Here is a 20,225-nt window from a genome sequence, read left to right as displayed (position 1 = left end):
CCCGGGCCGGGACGCGGGCGGGGACGCGGGTCGGGACGCGGGCGGGGACGCGCGGGGGCACGGGCGGGGACGCGCGGGCGGGGACGCGCGGGGGCACGGGTCGGGAACGCCGGTCGGAAACGCCGGTCGGGACGGGGAATCCGCCCGGCGCCCGGTGAGTGCGGGATCACTCAGCGTGGGTGCCGAGGGCGGCGGTGGGGCCGGTGGGCGGCCGATCACCTAGGATCGGACCGCCGCTCCGCGTGCCTCGCGGAGGGCTGACCACCTGTGTCCGTGACGGGAGCTGTCCACCAACCATGTCCGGAGCCAACGACCCGTACGACCCCAAGCAGGTCGCGGCGCTCTCCCCGGAAGCGCTCGAAGCTGCGGTCGGGCAGGCTCGTGAGGCGTTCGCGAAGGCGGCCGACCTCGACGAGCTGGCCGCCGTGAAACCGAGCCACCTGGGCGACCGCTCGCCGGTCCTGCTGGCCCGCCGCGAGATCGGCGCGCTGCCGCCGGCCGCCAAGGCGGACGCGGGCAAGCGGGTGAACGAGGCGCAGAACGCGGTCAAGCTCGCGTTCGAGGAGCGCCGTGCCCGGTTGCAGATCGAGCGCGACGAACGGGTGCTGCGCGACGAGACGGTCGACGTCACGCTGCCGTGGGACCGCGTGCCCCGCGGCGCCCGCCACCCGATCTCGACGCTCGCCGAGCGCATCGCCGACGTGTTCGTGGCCATGGGCTACGAGGTCGCCGAAGGCCCGGAGCTGGAGACCGAGTGGTTCAACTTCGACGCGTTGAACTTCGGCAAGGACCACCCGGCGCGCTCCATGCAGGACACGTTCTACGTGGCGCCCGCCGACTCGGGTCTGGTGCTGCGCACGCACACCAGCCCGGTGCAGGCGCGCACCCTGCTCGACCGCGAGCCGCCCGTGTACGTGGTGTGCCCCGGCCGGACGTTCCGCACCGACGAGCTGGACGCCACCCACACGCCCGTCTTCCACCAGGTCGAAGGCCTGGCCGTGGACAAGGGCCTGACCATGGCGCACCTGAAGGGCACGCTCGACGCGTTCGCCCGCGCCATGTTCGGCGAGGACTCCAAGACCCGGCTGCGGCCGAGCTTCTTCCCGTTCACCGAGCCGTCCGCCGAGGTGGACGTGTGGTTCCCGGAGAAGAAGGGCGGCGCGGGCTGGGTCGAGTGGGGCGGCTGCGGCATGGTCAACCCCAACGTGCTGCGCAACTGCGGCATCGACCCGGACGTGTACTCGGGTTTCGCGTTCGGCATGGGCCTGGAGCGCACGCTCCAGTTCCGCAACGGTCTGCCCGACATGCGCGACATGGTCGAAGGCGATGTCCGCTTCACCCAGCCATTCGGAACGGAGGCCTGACCGGTGCGCATTCCGGTTACCTGGCTGGTCGAGAACCTGGAGTTCGCCGAGAACCCCACCCCCGACCAGCTCGCCGAGGCGTTCGTGCGGATCGGCATCGAGGTCGAGGACGTCCACCAGCTCGGCGGTGTCACGGGTCCGCTGGTCGCGGGTCGCGTGGTGGAGATCGAGGAGCTGACCGAGTTCAAGAAGCCGATCCGCTACTGCCAGGTGGAGGTCGGCCCGGACCAGGTCAACGGCATCGTCTGCGGCGCCTCGAACTTCCGCGAGGGTGACACCGTCGTGGTGGCGCTGCCTGGCGCGGTGCTGCCGGGCGACTTCACCATCGCCGCGCGCAAGACCTACGGCAAGACCAGCAACGGCATGATCTGCTCGGCCCGCGAGCTGGGCCTCGGCGACGACCACGCGGGGATCATGGTGCTGCCCAGCGGCACCGCGCAGCCCGGTGACGACGCGATGGAGCTGCTCGGCCTGGGTGACACGGTGATCGAGGTCGCGCCGACGCCGGACCGCGGCTACGCGTTCTCGGTGCGCGGCCTGGCCCGCGAGATCGCCTGCGCGTTCGACGTGCCCTACCGCGACCCCGGCACGGCCGAGGTGCCCGAGGGCGAGGGCGAGGTGCTGCCCGTCCACATCGAGGACCAGGCGGCGTGCTCCCGGTTCGTGGCCCGCCGCGTCAGCGGTGTCGACCCGACCGCGCCGACACCGTGGTGGATGCGCCGGCGGTTGATGCTGGCCGGCATCCGGTCGATCTCGCTGCCGGTGGACGTCACGAACTACGTGATGCTGGAGCTCGGCCAGCCGCTGCACGCGTTCGACGCGTCGTCGGTCAAGGGCGGCCTGGTGGTGCGGCGGGCGGTGGCCGGCGAGAAGCTGACCACGCTGGACGAGCAGGTCCGCGCGCTGGACCCGGACGACATCGTGATCGCCGACGACAGCGGCGTGATCTCGCTGGCCGGCGTGATGGGCGGCGCGAGCACCGAGGTCGGCGCGGACAGCACGGACATCCTGCTGGAGGCGGCGAACTGGGACCCGGCGTCGATCGCCCGCACCGTGCGGCGGCACAAGCTGCCCAGCGAGGCGGCGAAGCGGTTCGAGCGCACGGTGGACGCGGCGTTGGCGCCGGTCGCGCTGGAACGCGCGGCACGCCTGCTGGACATGTTCGCCGACGGCAGCATCAAGCCCGGCCGCACGGACGTGGGCGCGCCCTCGCTGCCCGCGCCGGTGACGATGCCGATCGACCTGCCCGACCGGGTCGCGGGCGTCCGCTACGGGCGTGGCGTGACGGCGCGCCGGCTGGGCCAGATCGGCTGCCAGGTCGAGGTCACCACCGGTGACGACGGCGCGACAATGGTCACCGCCGTGCCGCCGACGTGGCGCACGGACCTGACCCAGCCCGCCGACCTGGTGGAGGAGGTGCTGCGGCTGGAGGGGTACGACACGATCCCGTCCACGCTGCCGCCCGCACCGGCCGGTCGGGGGCTGACCGAGCAGCAGCGCCGTCGCCGCACGGTGTCGCGCGCGCTGGCCGAGAACGGGTTCGTCGAGGTCAAGCCGTTCCCCTTCGTCGCGCCGACGGTGTTCGACGCGCTCGGGCTGCCGGCGGACGACGTGCGGCGCACCGTGGTGACCGTGCTGAACCCGCTGGAGTCGGACAAGAACGCGCTGGCCACCACGCTGGTGCCGGGGCTGCTGGAGACCGTGCAGCGGAACCTGGCCCGCGGGCAGAAGGACCTCGCGGTCTACACGATCGCGCAGGTGACGTTGCCGCGCGCGCAGCAGGTGCCGGTGCCCGAGGTGGGCGTCGGCGAGCGGCCGACGGACGCGCAGGTGGCGTCGCTGCTGGCGGCGCTGCCGCAGCAGCCGGTGCACGTGGCGGCCGTGCTGGCGGGCGACCGCGAGCAGGTCGGCTGGTGGGGCAAGGGCCGCCCGACGGATTGGGCGGACGCGGTGCGGGCCGCGCGGCTGGTCGGCCAGGCGTACGGGGTGGAGCTGACCGTGGTCGCCTCCGACCTGGCGCCGTGGCACCCCGGCCGGTGTGCGGAGCTGCGCGTCGGTGACTGGCCGGTGGGCCACGCGGGTGAGCTGCACCCGAAGGTGGTGGAAGCGCTGGGCCTGCCGAAGCGGACCGTGGCGCTGGAGCTGGACCTCGACGCGATGCCGTTGACGGACGACCGGCCCGCCCCGATCGTGTCAGCCTACCCGCCGGTGCTGCTGGACGTGGCCGTGGTGGTGCCGCAGGAGGTGCCCGCCGAGCAGGTGGCGCGGGTGCTGCGCGGCGGCGGTGGGGCGTTGCTGGAGGACATCCGGCTGTTCGACGTCTACAGCGGCGACCAGGTCGGCGAGGGCAAGCGGTCGCTGGCGTACTCGCTGCGCTTCCGCGCGCCGGACCGCACGCTGACCGTGGAGGAGGCGACGGCGGCGCGCGACGCGGCCGTGGCCGCCGCGGCGGAGCGCTTCGGCGCGGTGCTGAGAGGCTGAGGAACCGTCCTGGACCCGCACTGGTGCGGGTCCAGGACTGGGCCGGACGGGTGAACCACTCCATGGTCGGGGGATGGTGAACGCCCTGGTCAGTGCTCGTCACCGTGCGTGTCAAGGGGTCCAAAGACCTGAGTATCCGGGCCGCGTTGGTCCTTGCGCGCAGGTTGAACGTTCTCCAAGATTGGTTCCGCGGCCCGCTGGGCCGAGGGGCGAAGCGATGAACCGCCGGGCGAGTCTGGTCGCCGGTCCGACGGGGAGCTAGCGGCGAACCCACCGCCTGGAGCAGCAATCGAGTGAGGTTGCCTCATGCGCAGCTTGGGTCCGCGGATGGAAGTCGCCGTCGCCATGAGCATCCTCGGTGTGGGCGCCGCCGTGGTGGCCGCCATGCACCTGACCTGGCCGGAGCCCGAGCTTCCCCCCATGGCGTACGCGGTCAGCGGCGGTGAGGTGTCCGACCTGCGGCCGTTCGAGATCAACGACATCTCCGGCGGCGCGGTCGAGCTGACGCCGGGCAGCGAGGGCGTCCGCCTGGTGCGGCTGTCCAACCCGAACAGCGTGGACATCGTGGTGCTGACGCTCCAGGCCGTGCCGGGCCAGCCGACGGACGAGGCGCACAACCGCGTGCCGGACTGCCCGGCCGGTGTGCTGACCGTCGTGCCGATGCCCGAGCCGGTCGTCATCCCGCCCGCCGGGTCGGTCGAGGTCGAGATGGTCGTGCAGATCGCGCACGACCTGCCCGCCGCGTGCCGGGACCTGGTCTTCCCGCTGACGTACTCGGGCCGGGCCGCGCGCGGCTGAGGCCGTGCGCCCGAACGGCGCCACGAGTCCGCTCGGCGTGACACCGCGCGACGTCCCGGTGTGCGAGGCTTCCCGCATGAGCGAGTACGACTACGACTTGGTCGTCATCGGGTCGGGCCCCGGCGGGCAGAAGGCCGCCATCGCGGGTGCCAAGCTCGGCAAGCGGGTCGCGATCGTGGACCGGCCGGACATGGTGGGCGGTGTCTGCGTGAACACCGGCACCATCCCGTCGAAGACGCTGCGCGAGGCGGTGATGTACCTGACCGGGATGAGCCAGCGCGAGCTGTACGGCGCGAGCTACCGGGTCAAGGCGGACATCACCATCTCCGACCTCCTCGCCCGCACGCAGCACGTGATCGGCCGCGAGGTCCAGGTCGTGCGCGCGCAGCTGCACCGCAACCAGGTCGACCTGCTCAGCGGCACCGCCCGGTTCCTCGACCCGCACACGATCGCCGTGGACGGCGCGCACCGCGGCGAGCACCACGCCATCACCGGCGAGAAGATCGTGATCGCCACCGGCACCCGCCCCGCCCGGCCGAGCCAGGTCGACTTCGACGAGGAGCGGGTGCTCGACTCGGACGAGGTGCTCGCGCTGGAGGAGATCCCGGCGTCCCTGGTCGTGGTCGGGGCGGGCGTGATCGGCATCGAGTACGCGTCCATGTTCGCCGCGCTGGGCAGCCGGGTGACGGTGGTCGAGCAGCGCGACCGGATGCTCGACTTCTGCGACCCGGAGATCGTGGAATCGCTGAAGTTCCACCTGCGCGACCTCGCGGTGACGTTCCGGTTCGGCGAGAAGGTCGTCAACGTCGACGTGTCCGAGAGCGGCACGGTGACCACGCTGGCCAGCGGCAAGCGCATCCCGGCCGCCGCGGTGATGTACTCGGCGGGCAGGCAGGGCAACACCGAGGCGCTCGACCTCGGGCTGGCCGGCCTGGAGGCGGACAACCGCGGCCGGCTGTCCGTCGACGAGCACTACCGCACGCCCGTCGAGCACATCTACGCGGTCGGCGACGTGATCGGCTTCCCGGCGCTGGCCGCCACGTCGATGGACCAGGGCCGGCTCGCCGCCTACCACGCGTTCGGCGAGAAGGCGCGCGAGCTGTCCGCGCTCCAGCCGATCGGGATCTACACCATCCCGGAGATCTCCTACTGCGGCGCGACGGAAGCCGAGCTGACGTCGTCCGCCGTGCCGTACGAGGTCGGCCTGGCGCGGTACCGGGAGCTGGCCCGCGGTTCGATCGTCGGCGACGCCTACGGGATGCTCAAGCTGCTGGTGTCCACTGTGGACCGCAAGCTGCTCGGCGTGCACCTGTTCGGCACCGGCGCGACCGACCTCGTCCACATCGGACAGGCGGTCATGGCGTGCGGCGGCACGGTGGACTACCTGGTGGACACCGTCTTCAACTACCCGACGCTGTCCGAGGCGTACAAGGTGGCCGCGCTGGACGCCACGAACAAGATCCGCGCCCTGGAGCGCTTCGGCGCCTAGGCGTGCTCCGGCAACCGGTCGAGGAACGCGGCGATCAGCGGCGCGATCTCCGGCAGGTTCTCCTCCAGCGCGAAGTGCCCGGTGTCGAACACGTGCAGCTCGGCGTCGGGCACGTCGCGCAGGTACGCCTTCGCGCCGTCCTCGGTGAAGATCGCGTCGCCGCGTCCCCAGAGGACGAGCGTCGGCGGCTTCGCCGTGCGCAGCCACTCCTGCCACTCGGGGTACCGGTCGACGTTGGAGCGGTAGTCGAGGGCGAGGTCCACCTGGAGGTCCGTGCGGCCGGGCAGGTCGAGGAAGTGCTGGTCCAGCGTCCAGCCGTCGGGGGAGACCAGCGCGGGGTCGGTGGTGCCGTCCTCGTACTGGCCCCTGGTGGACGCGAGCGTCATGAACCCGGCCGCCACTTCGCGGTCGTCGTTGGCGATGAACGCACGCGCGTTGTCGGACAGGCCGTCGGTGTAGGCGTTGGCGTTCTGCACGACCAGGCCGGTGATCAGTTCGGGCCGTCGCACGGCCAGCCGGAAGCCGACCGGACCGCCGAAGTCGAACGCGTAGAGGGCGAACCTCCGCAGGGCGAGCGCGTCCACGAACTTCTCGACGGTGTCGGCGAGGCGGTCGAACGTGTGCGGGCCGTCGAGGTCGCCGCTGTGGCCGAAGCCCGGGTAGTCGGGCGCGACGAGGTGGAAGCGGTCGCCCAGCGCGTCGATCAGCCGGCGGTACTGGTGCGACGCGCTGGGGAAGCCGTGCAGGAGCAGGAGCGTGGGCGCGGCGGCCGGGCCGGCTTCGCGGTAGAAGACCCGGACGCCGTCGACGTCCACGTGCCGGTGGAACACCTGGGGGATCATGCGGCCGACTGTACCTAACGGTTAGATGGGGGATCAACCATTAGATTGGTGACGAGGTGCAGCCGGGCGTCGCGCACGTCCCGCAGTGGCGGGACGAGCAGCGTCGGCATCCCCGCCTCCACGCCGGCCCCGTCGTGGGTGGAGCGGTCGCCGACCATCAGCGTCTCCGCCGGCGCGGTGCCGAGCTCGTCCAGCGCCACCCGGAAGATCGCCGGATCGGGCTTCACCAGGCCGTGCTCGAACGACAGCACGAACGAGTCGACCGGCAGGCCGTCGAACGCGGGCCGGATGTCGAAGTGGATGTCGCTCAGCACCCCGATCCGCATGCCGTCCCCGTGCAGCCGCCGCAACGTCGGCGCCGCGTCCACCGCGAACGGGTTGAACGCCGGGTCGCACTCCACCGCGTACAGCGAATCGGCCAGCTCTTGGTCGAACCCCGCCGCGCGGAACGCCGCGTAGCACGTCTTCCGGTGCAGGTCGGCGTCCGCGTCCATGCCCGGCACGTCCAGCCGGCGGGTGTCCAGCCTCCCGATCACGTCGGCGGCCTGTCCGACGTCCCGTCCGATCCGCCGCAACGCCTCCGCCACCCACCCCCGGAAGGTCGGGGTGAGCACCAGCGTGCCCCGCCAATCGAAGATCACGGCCCGTAACCGGTCCGCCATGCGCACTCCCTCGTCGTGGCCTTCGCGCTCGACGTGGTCACGATCCTCTACAGCTTCGAGCACGCCGACCGGGTCTTCGCCCTCGCCCACTCGGACAACGACACCTCGATGAACGGACCGGTGTCCGAGGGGTTCACGTACCTGTCGTGGATGGTGTCGCTGGTGGTCGTGGGCGTGAGCACCCTGCTGCTCGGGCTCGCCGTCGTGGCGCTGCTGCGCCGCCGGTGGTGGGGTTACCCGCTGACCCTGGTGGTGATGGTGCCGCACGCGGCGTTCACGGCGGTCGCGCTGCCGACGGTCGGGTGGCGGACAAGGTCCTCGCCGAGCCCTCGTGACCACGCCCCTTACTACGACCCGGTCGTCACGCCGTTGGTCGTGCAGGTCGCGGACGTCGCCATGATCCCGCTGGGCTTCGTCGGAGCGGTCAGCGCGCTCGTCCTGCTGGCGCTCCCGGTGAGTCGCCGGTTCCAGCGGGAGGTCGAGCGGGCGAACCCGGGTTGAGTGACTTTGCATCACCGTGCATACTTATCCGCATGACGGTAAGGATCGCGGTCGCCGGGGCCAGCGGGTACGCCGGGGGCGAGGTGCTCCGGCTCCTCCTCGGGCACCCGGACGTGGAGATCGGCGCGCTCACCGCCGGCGGCAACGCGGGCTCGACGCTGCGCGCACACCAGCCGCACCTGCTGCCCCTGGCCGACCGGGTGCTGGAGGAGACGACCGCCGACACCCTCAAGGGCCACGACGTCGTCTTCCTCGCCCTGCCCCACGGTCACTCCGCCGGGATCGCCGCGCAACTCGGCGACGACGTGCTGGTGATCGACTGCGGCGCGGACCACCGGCTCACCGACCCCGCCGCCTGGGACCGGTGGTACGGCGGCACGCACGCCGGCAGCTGGCCGTACGGCCTGCCCGAGCTGCCCGGTCACCGCGACGAGCTGCGCGAAGCCCGCCGGGTCGCCGTCCCCGGCTGCTACCCGACCGTGTCCTCCCTGGCCCTGGCCCCCGCGATGGGCCTCATCGAGCCCGAGGTGACGGTGGTGGCGGTCTCCGGCACCTCCGGCGCGGGCAAGTCGCTCAAGGCCAACCTCCTCGGCTCCGAGGTCATGGGCTCGCTCAGCGCCTACGGCGTCGGCGGTGCCCACCGGCACACCCCCGAGATCGCGCAGAACCTGTCCCGGATCGCACAGGAGCAGGTCAAGGTCTCGTTCACGCCGGTCCTCGCCCCGCTGCCGCGCGGCATCCTCGCCACCTGCTCGGCGACCCTGAAGGACGGCGGTACGGACGTCCGCGAGGTCTACGAGAAGGCGTACGCCGACGAGCCGTTCGTGCACCTGCTGCCCGAAGGCCACTGGCCGACGACCGGCGCGGTGCTCGGCTCGAACGCCGTGCAGCTCCAGGTGACCGTCGACCGCGACCTGGACCGGCTCGTGGTGGTCGCCGCCATCGACAACCTGGCGAAAGGCACCGCGGGCGCCGCGGTGCAGTGCATGAACCTGGCACTCGGCCTGCCGGAGACCACCGGCCTGTCCACCGTGGGAGTCGCACCGTGAACCACAGTACTGACGGCCTGTCCACCGTGGGAGTCGCACCGACTGCGCACAGCGGGACACCCGCACCCGAGCGCCGTACTGACGGCCCGTCCACCGTGGGAGTCGTACCGACTGCGCACAGCGGGACACCCGCACCCGATCGCCACCGGGGCGTGACCGGCCCGAAGGGCTTCAAGGCCGCCGGTGTCGCCGCCGGCATCAAGGAGTCCGGCGCGCTGGACCTGGCGCTCGTCGTCAACGAGGGTCCGGGCCAGGCTGCCGCGGGCGTCTTCACCACCAACCAGGTCAAGGCCGCGCCCGTCCTCTGGACGCAGCAGGTGATCAAGGAGCGCGCGCTCCACGCCGTCGTGCTCAACTCCGGCGGCGCGAACGCGTGCACCGGCCCCGAGGGCTTCCAGGACACCCACGCCACCGCCGAGAAGGTCGCCGAGGTGCTGGACGTCGGCGCGATCGAGGTCGCGGTGTGCTCCACCGGCCTCATCGGCGAGCGCCTGCCGATGGACAACGTCACCGCGGGCGTCGAGAAGGCGGCCCAGGAGCTGGACGCCACCGACCAGGCCGGGCTGAACGCCGCCACCGCCGTGATGACCACGGACACGCACCCGAAGCAGTCCTGGGCGGGCCACCCGGACGGCTGGTCCGTCGGCGGGTTCGTCAAGGGCGCGGGCATGCTGAACCCGAACATGGCCACCATGCTCAGCGTCCTCACCACCGACGCGGTGATCGACGGCGACGCGCTCGACGCGGCCCTGCGCACGGCCACCGCCAAGACCTACGACCGGCTCGACGTGGACGGCGGCACGTCCACCAACGACACCGTGCTCGTCCTCGCGTCCGGCGCGTCCGGCGTCACGCCGACCGCCGACGAGTTCGCCGAACTCCTCACCGCCGTGGCGAAAGACCTGGTCAAGCAGCTCCAGCAGGACGCGGAGGGTGTGACCAAGGAGGTCACCATCACGGTCAACGGCGCGCTCACCGAGGCCGAGGCGGTCGTCGTCGCCAAGACCGTCGCCGAGGACAACCTGGTCAAGACCGCGCTGTTCGGCTCCGACCCGAACTGGGGCCGGATCGCGATGGCCGTCGGCCGCGCCCCCGCCGAGGTGAACCAGCACGAGCTGGGCATCACGATCAACGGCGTGACGCTGTTCGAGCACGGACACAAGGCCGCCGACCGCAGCGAGGCCGACCTGTCCGGCCGCGACGTCGACATCGTGATCGACCTCAACCTGGGCGACGGCACGGCGACCGTGCTCACCACCGACCTGTCGCACGCCTACGTCGAAGAGAACAGCGCGTACAGCTCGTGAACGCCCACGAGAAAGCCGGAGTCCTGATCGAGGCGCTGCCGTGGCTGCAGCGCTTCCGGGGCGCGACGGTCGTCGTCAAGTACGGCGGCAACGCGATGGTCGACGACGAGCTGAAGCGCGCGTTCGCCCAGGACATGGTGTTCCTGAAGCTCGCCGGCCTGCACCCGGTCGTGGTGCACGGCGGCGGCCCGCAGATCGCGGCGATGCTGAAGCGGCTGGGCATCGAGAGCGAGTTCCGCGGCGGCCTGCGGGTCACCACGCCCGAGGCGATGGACGTCGTCCGGATGGTGCTGGTCGGCCAGGTGCAGCGGGAGCTCGTCGGCCTGATCAACGAGCACGGCCCGCTCGCGGTCGGCCTGTCCGGTGAGGACGCCAACCTCCTGACCGCCGCCCGCCGACCGGCCATCGTGGACGGCGAGCCGGTCGACATCGGCCTGGTCGGCGACATCGTCGGGGTGAACCCGGACGCGGTGCTGGACATCGTCCGCGCGGGCCGCATCCCGGTCGTGTCCACGGTCGCGCCCGACGCGGACGGCGTGGTCCACAACGTCAACGCCGACACGGCGGCGGGCGCGGTGGCGGTGGCGCTGGAGGCCGCGAAGCTGGTCGTGCTCACCGACGTGGAAGGCCTGTACTCGGACTGGCCGGACAAGAGCTCGCTGCTGCACCAGGTGCACGCCGAGCAGCTGGAGAAGATGCTGCCGGACCTGGACAGCGGCATGGTGCCGAAGATGGAGGCCTGCCTGCGCGCGGTGCGCGGCGGCGTCCCCGAGGCGCACGTGATCGACGGCAGGCTCGCGCACTCGGTCCTGCTGGAGGTCTTCACCTCCGAAGGTGTCGGAACGATGGTGACCGCCGGCGACGCCGGCACTCAGACTGGGGCGGACGACGAGGCATGAGCGACCAGCAGCGGTGGCAAGCCGCGATGATGAACAACTACGGCACACCGGGCCTGACGCTGACCCGCGGCGAGGGCGCGTACGTCTGGGACGCGGACGGCAACCGCTACCTCGACCTGCTGACCGGTATCGCGGTCAACGCGCTCGGCCACGCGCACCCGGCGATCGTCGCCGCGGTCACCGAGCAGATCGGCAAGATCGGCCACACCTCGAACCTCTACATCAACGAGCCCGCGCTGAAGCTCGCCGAACGCCTGCTCGACCTGTCCGGGGTGGACGGCGACGGCCGGGTGCTGTTCAGCAACTCCGGCGCGGAGGCCAACGAGGCCGCGTTCAAGCTGAGCCGCCGCACCGGGCGCACCAAGGTCGTCGCGACGGACGGCGGGTTCCACGGCCGCACGATGGGCGCGCTGGCCCTGACCGGCCAGCCCAAGAAGCGCGATCCGTTCGAACCGCTGGTGCCCGGCGTCGTGCACATCCCGTTCGGCGACGTCGCGGCCCTCGAAGCCGCGATCGACGACGACACGGCCGCGTTCATCGTGGAGCCGATCCAGGGCGAGAACGGCGTGGTCGTGCCGCCCGAGGGCTACCTGCAGGCCGCCCGCCGGATCACCGCCGAGCACGGCGCCCTGCTCGTCCTGGACGAGGTGCAGACCGGTGTCGGCCGCCTCGGCACCTGGTTCGCGTTCCAGCAGGTCGGGATCGTCCCGGACGTGATCACCCTGGCCAAGGGCCTCGGCGGCGGGCTGCCGCTGGGCGCGTGCATCGCGATCGGCGCGGCCAAGGACCTGTTCGAACCCGGCCACCACGGCACCACGTTCGGCGGCAACCCGGTGTGCTGCGCCGCCGCGCTCGCGGTGCTGGACACGATCGCCGCGGACGGCCTGCTGGAGCACACCGCCGCGGTCGGCAAGGAGATCGCGACCGGGGTCGAGGCGCTGGACCACCCGCTCATCGCCGGTGTGCGCGGCGCGGGCCTGCTGATCGGCATCATGCTGCGCGAGCCGGTCTCGGCGAAGGCCGCCGCGGCGGCGCAGCGGGCCGGCTACCTGATCAACCCCATCCAGCCCGACGTGATCCGGCTCGCCCCGCCGCTGGTGCTGGACGAGGCCGACGCCCACCGGCTGGTCGTCGACCTCCCGTCGTTCCTGCCCTCGCCCGAGGAGTCGTGATGGTGCGCCACTTCCTGCGTGACGACGACCTGACCCCCGACGAGCAGGCCGCCGTCCTCGACCTCGCGGACGAGTACAAGGCCGACCGGCTGGCCGCCAAGCCCCTCGCCGGGCCGAAGTCCGTCGCGGTGATCTTCGAGAAGAACTCCACCCGCACCCGGCTGTCGTTCGAGGTGGGCATCGCCCAGCTCGGCGGCAACCCCGTCATCATCGACGGCCGCTCCATGCAGCTCGGCCGCGAGGAGACCATCGAGGACACCTCCCGCATCCTGTCCGGGTACGTGGACGCGGTGATCTGGCGGACGTTCGCGCAGAAGCGCATCGACGCGATGGCCTCCGTCTCCCGCGTCCCGGTGATCAACGCCCTGACCGACGAGTTCCACCCGTGCCAGGTGCTGGCCGACCTCCAGACCATCCGCCGCGTGCACGGCGAGCTCGCCGGCCTCACCGTCACCTACCTCGGCGACGGCGCGAACAACATGTCCCACTCGATGCTGCTCGGCGGCGTCACGGCGGGCATGCACGTGCGGATCGCCGCGCCCGAGCTGTTCCAGCCGCTGCCGTGGGTGCTCGACGACGCCCGCAAGCGCGCCCTGGAGACCGGCGGCTCGGTCCAGGTGATCGAGGACCCGCGTGAGGCGGTCGACGGCTCGGACGTGCTGGTCACCGACACGTGGACGTCGATGGGCCAGGAGAACGACGGCCGCGACCGGATGCGCCCGTTCCGCCCGTACCAGCTCAACGCCGACCTCGTCGCCGCCACCGGCGTGAAGACGACCGTGCTGCACTGCCTGCCCGCGCACCGCGGCCAGGAGATCACCGACGAGGTGCTGGACGGACCCGACAGCGCCGTGTGGGACGAGGCCGAGAACCGCCTCCACGCCCAGAAGGCACTGCTGGTGTGGCTCCTGGAGCAGTCACGATGACGCGAACCGCGCGGCAGGCCCGCATCGTCGAACTGGTCGCCCAGCGCGCCATCCGCAGCCAGTCCGAACTGGCGAAGACCCTTGCGGTGGAAGGCATCGAGGTCACCCAGGCCACGCTGTCCCGCGACCTGGACGAACTCGGCGCGGTCAAGCTGCGCGGCCCCGACGGGGGCGCGCCCGTCTACGTCATCCCCGAGGACGGCAGCCCGGTGCGCGGCGTGCAGGGCGGCACGTCCCGCCTCACCCGCGTCCTCGGCGAACTGCTCGTGTCGGTCGACCACTCCGGCAACCTCGCCGTCCTGCGCACCCCGCCCGGCGCGGCCCAGTTCCTCGCCAGCGCGCTCGACCGGGCCGCCCTCAACGACATCGTCGGCACCATCGCCGGTGACGACACCATCCTCGCCGTGGCCAGGGAACCGCTCACCGGGGCCGACCTGGCGGCCAGGGTGACCGCGCTCGCCGCCGGCCAGGACCAACCAGGAGAAGGACAACAGCAGGGAGAAGGCCATGAGTGAGCGGGTGGTCCTCGCGTACTCCGGCGGGCTGGACACCTCCGTCGCCATCGGCTGGATCGCCGAGGAGACCGGCGCCGAGGTCGTCGCGGTCGCCGTGGACCTTGGCCAGGGCGGCGAGGACATGGAGACGATCCGCCGACGCGCGCTCGAGTGCGGCGCCGTCGAAGCCGTCGTCGCCGACGCGCGCGACGAGTTCGCCGAGCAGTACTGCCTGCCCGCGCTCCAGGCCAACGCCCTCTACATGGACCGCTACCCGCTGGTGTCCGCGCTCTCCCGACCGGTGATCGTCAAGCACCTCGCCGAGGCCGCCAAGCACCACGGCGCGACGACCGTGTCCCACGGCTGCACCGGCAAGGGCAACGACCAGGTGCGCTTCGAAGTCGGCATCGGCGCCCTCGCACCCGACCTGAAGGTCATCGCGCCCGTCCGCGACTACGCGTGGACCCGCGACAAGGCCATCGCGTGGGCCGAGGACCGCGACCTGCCCATCGACGTGACGAAGAAGTCGCCCTACTCCGTCGACCAGAACGTGTGGGGCCGCGCGGTGGAGACCGGGTTCCTCGAGGACATCTGGAACGCGCCCGTCGAGGACCTCTACTCCTACACCCGCGACCCGGCCGAGCCGCGCGACCCGGACGAGCTGGTCATCACCTTCGACGAGGGCGTGCCGGTAGCCATCGACGGCGAGACCGTGACCGCGCTCCAGGCCGTCCAGGAGCTGAACCGCCGGGCGGGCGCGCACGGCGTCGGCCGGCTGGACCTCGTCGAGGACCGCCTGGTCGGCATCAAGTCCCGCGAGATCTACGAGGCGCCCGGCGCGATCGCGCTGATCACCGCGCACCAGGAGCTGGAGAACGTCACCCTGGAGCGCGACCTGGCCCGCTTCAAGCGGCAGGTCGAGCAGCGCTGGACCGAGCTGGTGTACGACGGCCTGTGGTTCTCGCCGCTCAAGCACGCGCTCGACAGCTTCATCGACAACACCCAGCGGCACGTCACCGGCGAGATCCGGATGGTGCTCCACGGTGGCCGCGCCGTCGTCACCGGGCGGCGCAGCGACGAGTCGCTGTACGACTTCAACCTCGCCACGTACGACGAGGGTGACACGTTCGACCAGAGTCTGGCCAAGGGCTTCGTGCAACTGTGGGGCCTGCCGAGCAAGATCGCCGCGAAGAGGGATTTGGGCAAGTGAGCGCACTGTGGGGTGGCCGGTTCGCCAGTGGTCCGGCGGACGCGATGGCGTTGCTGTCGGCGTCGACGCACTTCGACTGGAGACTGGCCCCGTACGACATCAGGGGATCACGGGCGCACGCCCGCGTGCTGCACCGCGCGGACCTGCTGACCGCCGACGAACTGGACCGGATGCTGGCGGCGCTGGACGCGCTGGAGGCCGACGTGGCCGCCGGCGCCTTCACCCCGACGCTGGCCGACGAGGACGTGCACACCGCGCTCGAACGAGGGCTGATCGAGCGCGCCGGACCCGAGCTGGGCGGCAAGCTCCGCGCCGGCCGGTCCCGCAACGACCAGGTGGCCACGCTGTTCCGGATGTGGCTGCGCGACGCCGCCCGGCGGGTGTCGGCGGGCGTGCTCGACGTGGTCGACGCGCTGGCGGACCAGGCGACGGCGCACGCCACCACCGTCATGCCCGGCCGCACGCACCTCCAGTCCGCGCAGCCCGTGCTGCTCGCGCACCACCTCCTCGCACACGGGCAGGCGCTGCTGCGCGACGTCGACCGGCTGCACGACTGGGACAAGCGCACCGCCGTGTCCCCGTACGGGTCGGGCGCGCTGGCCGGCTCGTCCCTCGGGCTCGACCCGGCGGCCGTCGCCGCGGAGCTGGGCTTCGACGGCCCGGTGGAGAACTCGATCGACGGCACCGCGTCCCGCGACTTCGCCGCGGAGATCGCGTTCGTGCTGGCCATGATCGGCGTCGACCTGTCCCGGATCGCCGAGGAAGTGATCATCTGGACGACCGCCGAGTTCCGCTTCGCGGTGCTGGACGACGCGTGGGCCACCGGCAGCTCGATCATGCCGCAGAAGAAGAACCCGGACGTCGCCGAGCTGACCCGCGGCAAGTCCGGCCGGCTCATCGGCAACCTGACCGGCCTGCTGGCCACCCTCAAGGCGCAGCCGCTGGCCTACAACCGGGACCTCCAGGAGGACAAGGAGCCGCTGTTCGACTCGGTCGAGCAGCTCGAACTGCTGCTGCCCGCGCTGGCCGGGATGATCGCCACCATGCGGTTCGACACCGAGCGGATGGCGTCCCTCGCGCCCGCCGGGTTCACCCTCGCCACGGACATCGCCGAGTGGCTGGTGCGGCAGGGCGTGCCGTTCCGGGTCGCGCACGAGGCCGCCGGCGAGTGCGTCCGGGTCGCCGAGACGCGCGGCGTCGGCCTGGAGGACCTGACCGATGAGGAGTTCGCCACGATCTCGCCCGCGTTGACGCCCGACGTGCGTAGCGTGTTGACCGTGGAAGGTTCCATCGCGTCACGCGACGCCCACGGCGGCACCGCGCCCGACCGGGTCGCCGAGCAGTTGAAGAGGCTGCGCGACAAGGTGTCCGTTGCCCGCAACGCCTAGGCAGCTCACCGAGCAGGAGCTCGCCGTCGACCCGGTCGACGCCGCGCGGCTCCTGCTCGGGAGCGTCATCGAGTCGACCACCCCCGAGGGAGTGGTCGGCGTGCGGATCGTCGAGGTCGAGGCGTACCGGGGCGGCGACGACCCGGCGTCCCACTGCTACCGCGGCCGGACACCGCGCAACGACGTGATGTTCGGCCCGGCCGGACGGCTGTACGTGTACTTCGTCTACGGCATGCACTTCTGCGCGAACGTCGTGTCGCTGACCGACGGCGTGCCCGGTGCCGTGCTGCTCCGCGCCGGCGAGGTGGTGACCGGCACCCCGCTGGCCCAGACCCGCCGCCCGACCGCCCGCAGCCACGCCGAACTGGCCAAGGGACCGGCCCGGCTGACCGGCGTCCTCGGCCTGGACCGCGAGCACAACGGCGTGAACCTCACGTCGTCCGACGCGTCCGTGCGCCTCCTGGCCGGCGACCCGCTCCAGCCGTCCGACATCCGCACCGGCCCGCGCGTGGGCGTCGCTGTCGCGGTCGACGTCCCGTGGCGGTTCTGGATCGACTCACCGGCCGTCAGCACCTACCGCCGGGGCACCCGCCGGACCCGCCTCACCGCGGCGCCCCTGGAGCCCTCCGTCCCCGACGCCTGACCCGCGCGGGCGTCAGACCTCGCCGAAGACGTGCGTGCCGGGGGCGTCCGCGTCGTCACCGGCCCAGAACTCCACCCAGTGGCCGACGAACTCCGACTTCGAGATCGACCCGTCGCCGTCCAGGTCCAACCGGGCGAACACGCCGTCCGTCGGCGCGTCGTCCCCCGTCCAGGCGTGGATCATCCGGGCGTACTCGGGCGCGGACACCGCGCCGTCGCCGTCCTCGTCCACCGCCGCGAACATCGACTCGGCCGTGGCCACCACCAGGTCGAGCATGGTGCCCAGGTTGCTCACCACGGACAGCACCTCGTCCATCGTGACCTTGTCGTCGCGGTCCCGGTCGGACGCCGAGCGCAGCGCGTCCCACCAGCTCATCATGATCTCCCGCAACCGGTCCTCACCGTCGGCGCCCCGGATGCCCACCCACCGGTCCGTCAACGCCTCGAAATCGGCCCGCTCGAGGAACCCGTCGCTGTTCACGTCCATCGCGCCGAACACGATGGAGGTCTTCTTCCGCTGCAAGTCGCTGGCCACGCAAGCAAACTTGGCCGGGGAACGCGGCCAGGACAATTGACCAGCCGGGGCAAACCCGTGTGCGCGAGAGTGAACACGTCCGTGACGGTGGGTAGCGCCCGGTCGCCGGGTTCAGCGCACCGTCCTCCGGTACCACGTCCGCCGCTCACCCGAGGGCAACGCGATCCGGCTGATCACGTTCGTCAGCACCGCCCCGATCACCAGCCACAACAACGCGGCCAGACCGTCGTTGAACAGCGTCCGCACACCGGGGTCCGCCGGCGTGAACAGGTCGCGCAGGCCCAGCGACACCGCCGCCGACCACGAGTCGATCAACCGGGCGAACCCGTTCGCCGGGTTGGCGCCGCCGATCACCAGGAAGATGTGGATCGCCAGCACGATGGCGAACAACCAGCACAGCAGGTCGATCACGGCGCACACCACGCGCACGGTCCGCACCCGGCCGTCGGTGCGCTCGACGACCTCCTCGTGCGTCGGGTACGCCGCCTCAGTCGGTGGCACGTACTCGGTCGGGCGGTCGGCAGGGCGGTGAGCGGGACGTGGGTCGTGATCCGGGTAGGTCATCGCCGCGGTCCTCTCCGTGCGTCGGGGCCCCCTCGCCGACTACCCGGCACGGGCACCGGCTCAAACCGGTTTGACCAGGTGGGGGAGAATGGCGTCCCGTGAGCGAGCACATCCTCGATGAGCTGTCCTGGCGCGGCCTGATCGCGCAGTCCACCGACCTCGACGCCCTGCGGAAGGATCTCGACGCGGGCCCGCTCACCCTCTATGCCGGGTTCGACCCGACCGCGCCCAGCCTGCACGCCGGCAACCTCGTCCCGCTGCTCATGCTGCGCCGCTTCCAGCGCGCCGGGCACCGGCCGATCGTCCTCGCGGGCGGCGCCACCGGCATGATCGGCGATCCGCGTGACAGCGCCGAGCGCGCGCTCAACACGCTGGACACCGTCGCCGAGTGGGCCGGGCGCATCCGCGGCCAGCTGGAGCGGTTCGTCGAGTTCGACGACAGCCCCACCGGCGCGGTCGTGGTCAACAACCTGGACTGGACCGGCGGCGTCTCGGTGCTGGAGTTCCTCCGCGACGTCGGCAAGCACTTCTCGATCAACGTCATGCTGGCCCGGGACACGGTCAAGCGCCGCCTCGAAGGCGACGGCATGTCGTACACCGAGTTCAGCTACCTCCTGCTCCAGTCGCACGACTACCTCCAGCTCAACCGGAAGTACGGGACCAGGCTCCAGGTGGGCGGCTCCGACCAGTGGGGCAACATCGTCGGCGGCGTCGACCTGGTCCGCAAGGTCGACGGCAAGTCCGTCCACGCGCTGACCGCGCCGCTGGTCACCGACGCCGAGGGCCGCAAGTTCGGCAAGTCCACCGGCGGCGGCAACGTGTGGCTGGACCCGGAGATGACGTCTCCGTACGCCTGGTACCAGTACTTCGTGAACGTGGGCGACGCCGACGTGCTCCGCTACCTGCGCCTGTTCACCTTCCTGTCCCGGGACGAGATGTCCGAGCTGGAGCGGCAGACCTCCGAGGCGCCGCACCTGCGGGCCGCGCAGAAGAAGCTGGCCCAGGAGTTCACCGACCTGGTGCACGGCGAGCACGAGACCCGGCAGGTCATCGCCGCGAGCCAGGCCCTGTTCGGCCGGGGCGAGCTGCGGGAGCTCGACCTCTCCACGATCGAGGCCGCGATGGCCGAGGCGCCGACCGGCGAGGTCCGCCTGGCCGACGCGCCGACCATCGTGGACCTGCTGGTCAGCTCCGGGCTGGCGGAGAGCAAGGGCGCGGCGCGGCGCACCGTGAAGGAAGGCGGCGCGTACGTGAACAACGCCAAGGTCGCCGACGAGGAGTGGGTGCCCGCCAAGGAGGACCTGCTGCACGGGACGTGGCTGGTCGTCCGCCGCGGCAAGCGCAACACCGCCGGCGTGCGGGTGCAGGTCTGACCTGCGCGAAGCCGCTCGCAGAGCCGGTTCGAAGGCCGTCGGTCCCCCGTGGACCGGCGGTCTTCGACGTTTCTTGATGTGATCGCGGTCACACTGTTGCGGGTGGAGCGGGTCGGATAGCGTGGAGTCGAGTGCACCACGGGCTGCTGACCTGCGGTTTCAGCCAGTGCTGTGGTGTTGCGCCCCCGATTTGACCTCCGGTTCGGGTGCGTGTAACTTTCTCCATGTCAGCGCGGAACGGGCCGGGAAAACCGGAACGGAGCGCGGCAGGTCACGAACCAAGCTCCCGCTAGCGTGGTAGAGTGGGTGGCCTCGAAACGGAAGACCCAGTCCCGGCTCGTCTGAGCCGTTGCGACCAGGGCGTCTAGTTTCACTACAGCTTTCCTGAATCACAAGCCTCGGATCGAGCCGTGCGAGCGGCGCGAGATGATGTGCGCGTGTTCTTTGAGAACTCAACAGCGTGCCGAATAGCCAGTAAATTTATGAACCTCGTCAAGAGGTTTCCTTTGAGATTGTTACTGGACAACTG

The 20,225-nt window shown here is 71.6% G+C and carries 19 protein-coding genes; 15 read left to right on the top strand and 4 right to left on the bottom strand.

Annotation, left to right across the window (positions count from 1 at the left end; all coding sequences use genetic code 11):
* The first annotated feature begins 296 nt into the window (after positions 1-296).
* From pheS to sthA, 4 genes are all read left to right on the top strand, one after another.
* Entirely contained in the window at positions 297-1,364 is a 1,068-nt protein-coding gene (gene pheS, locus OQ02_RS34480; protein ID WP_033442863.1) for a phenylalanine--tRNA ligase subunit alpha, read from the top strand.
* Positions 1,365-1,367: 3 nt separating this feature from the next.
* Positions 1,368-3,845 carry a phenylalanine--tRNA ligase subunit beta gene (pheT, locus tag OQ02_RS34475; RefSeq protein WP_033442862.1) on the top strand — a complete coding sequence of 826 codons (2,478 nt, stop codon included), beginning with the start codon at positions 1,368-1,370 and terminating at the stop codon, positions 3,843-3,845.
* Between the two features lie 306 nt (positions 3,846-4,151).
* Positions 4,152-4,643, top strand: coding sequence for a hypothetical protein (locus OQ02_RS34470; protein ID WP_033442861.1), 492 nt, complete (start codon positions 4,152-4,154; stop codon positions 4,641-4,643).
* A gap of 76 nt (positions 4,644-4,719) precedes the next feature.
* Positions 4,720-6,132 carry a Si-specific NAD(P)(+) transhydrogenase gene (gene sthA, locus OQ02_RS34465; RefSeq protein ID WP_033442923.1) on the top strand — a complete coding sequence of 471 codons (1,413 nt, stop codon included), beginning with the start codon at positions 4,720-4,722 and terminating at the stop codon, positions 6,130-6,132.
* On the opposite strand, the gene OQ02_RS34460 is transcribed toward sthA, so the two are convergent.
* Positions 6,129-6,974: an alpha/beta fold hydrolase gene (locus tag OQ02_RS34460; protein WP_033442860.1), complete on the bottom strand. Its 846-nt coding sequence runs from the start codon at positions 6,972-6,974 to the stop codon at positions 6,129-6,131. The genes sthA and OQ02_RS34460 overlap by 4 nt on opposite strands.
* Before the next feature lie 14 nt (positions 6,975-6,988).
* Positions 6,989-7,636, bottom strand: coding sequence for an HAD family hydrolase (locus OQ02_RS34455; RefSeq protein WP_033442859.1), 648 nt, complete (start codon positions 7,634-7,636; stop codon positions 6,989-6,991).
* A gap of 15 nt (positions 7,637-7,651) precedes the next feature.
* On the opposite strand from OQ02_RS34455, the gene OQ02_RS34450 reads away from it, so the two are divergent.
* The 10 genes from OQ02_RS34450 to OQ02_RS34405 all read left to right on the top strand — a co-directional run bounded on the left by OQ02_RS34450 (position 7,652) and on the right by OQ02_RS34405 (position 17,225).
* Positions 7,652-8,137 carry a hypothetical protein gene (locus OQ02_RS34450; RefSeq protein WP_033442858.1) on the top strand — a complete coding sequence of 162 codons (486 nt, stop codon included), beginning with the start codon at positions 7,652-7,654 and terminating at the stop codon, positions 8,135-8,137.
* A gap of 32 nt (positions 8,138-8,169) precedes the next feature.
* On the top strand, positions 8,170-9,186 hold the full coding sequence (gene argC / locus OQ02_RS34445; protein ID WP_033442857.1) for an N-acetyl-gamma-glutamyl-phosphate reductase: 1,017 nt from the start codon (positions 8,170-8,172) through the stop codon (positions 9,184-9,186).
* A gap of 152 nt (positions 9,187-9,338) precedes the next feature.
* Positions 9,339-10,493 (top strand): bifunctional glutamate N-acetyltransferase/amino-acid acetyltransferase ArgJ, encoded by a 1,155-nt coding sequence (gene argJ / locus OQ02_RS34440; RefSeq protein ID WP_033442856.1) that lies wholly within the window; start codon positions 9,339-9,341, stop codon positions 10,491-10,493.
* Positions 10,490-11,392 (top strand): acetylglutamate kinase, encoded by a 903-nt coding sequence (argB, locus tag OQ02_RS34435; protein ID WP_033442855.1) that lies wholly within the window; start codon positions 10,490-10,492, stop codon positions 11,390-11,392. The genes argJ and argB overlap by 4 nt, the downstream gene beginning before the upstream one ends.
* The gene (locus tag OQ02_RS34430; RefSeq protein ID WP_033442854.1) at positions 11,389-12,564 is read left to right on the top strand and encodes an acetylornithine transaminase; all 1,176 of its coding nucleotides are present in this window, start codon (positions 11,389-11,391) and stop codon (positions 12,562-12,564) included. Before argB ends, OQ02_RS34430 begins: the two co-directional genes overlap by 4 nt.
* The gene (argF, locus tag OQ02_RS34425; protein ID WP_033442853.1) at positions 12,564-13,490 is read left to right on the top strand and encodes an ornithine carbamoyltransferase; all 927 of its coding nucleotides are present in this window, start codon (positions 12,564-12,566) and stop codon (positions 13,488-13,490) included. The genes OQ02_RS34430 and argF overlap by 1 nt, the downstream gene beginning before the upstream one ends.
* The gene (locus OQ02_RS34420) at positions 13,487-14,005 is read left to right on the top strand and encodes an arginine repressor (RefSeq protein ID WP_033442852.1); all 519 of its coding nucleotides are present in this window, start codon (positions 13,487-13,489) and stop codon (positions 14,003-14,005) included. The genes argF and OQ02_RS34420 overlap by 4 nt, the downstream gene beginning before the upstream one ends.
* The gene (locus tag OQ02_RS34415; RefSeq protein WP_033442851.1) at positions 13,998-15,194 is read left to right on the top strand and encodes an argininosuccinate synthase; all 1,197 of its coding nucleotides are present in this window, start codon (positions 13,998-14,000) and stop codon (positions 15,192-15,194) included. Before OQ02_RS34420 ends, OQ02_RS34415 begins: the two co-directional genes overlap by 8 nt.
* A complete protein-coding gene (gene argH, locus OQ02_RS34410; RefSeq protein ID WP_033442850.1) occupies positions 15,191-16,582 on the top strand; it encodes an argininosuccinate lyase in 1,392 nt (463 codons plus the stop codon). Before OQ02_RS34415 ends, argH begins: the two co-directional genes overlap by 4 nt.
* Entirely contained in the window at positions 16,566-17,225 is a 660-nt protein-coding gene (locus OQ02_RS34405; RefSeq protein WP_033442849.1) for a DNA-3-methyladenine glycosylase, read from the top strand. The genes argH and OQ02_RS34405 overlap by 17 nt, the downstream gene beginning before the upstream one ends.
* 12 nt (positions 17,226-17,237) lie before the next feature.
* On the opposite strand, the gene OQ02_RS34400 is transcribed toward OQ02_RS34405, so the two are convergent.
* Both OQ02_RS34400 and OQ02_RS34395 read right to left on the bottom strand, forming a co-directional pair.
* Positions 17,238-17,759, bottom strand: coding sequence for an EF-hand domain-containing protein (locus tag OQ02_RS34400; RefSeq protein WP_197043628.1), 522 nt, complete (start codon positions 17,757-17,759; stop codon positions 17,238-17,240).
* A 111-nt stretch (positions 17,760-17,870) separates the two neighbouring features.
* Positions 17,871-18,323, bottom strand: a complete 453-nt coding sequence (locus OQ02_RS34395; protein ID WP_231500345.1) for a hypothetical protein — start codon at positions 18,321-18,323, stop codon at positions 17,871-17,873.
* A 98-nt stretch (positions 18,324-18,421) separates the two neighbouring features.
* Here OQ02_RS34395 and tyrS point away from each other — a divergent pair, with 98 nt between their 5' ends.
* Positions 18,422-19,696, top strand: a complete 1,275-nt coding sequence (gene tyrS, locus OQ02_RS34390; protein WP_033442848.1) for a tyrosine--tRNA ligase — start codon at positions 18,422-18,424, stop codon at positions 19,694-19,696.
* Positions 19,697-20,225 lie beyond the last annotated feature (529 nt).

Source organism: Saccharothrix sp. NRRL B-16314 (genome assembly GCF_000716595.1).
Taxonomy (GTDB): domain Bacteria; phylum Actinomycetota; class Actinomycetes; order Mycobacteriales; family Pseudonocardiaceae; genus Actinosynnema.
Note: the sequence above shows the minus strand (reverse complement) of the source record. Positions and strands in the feature narration are given on the sequence as shown.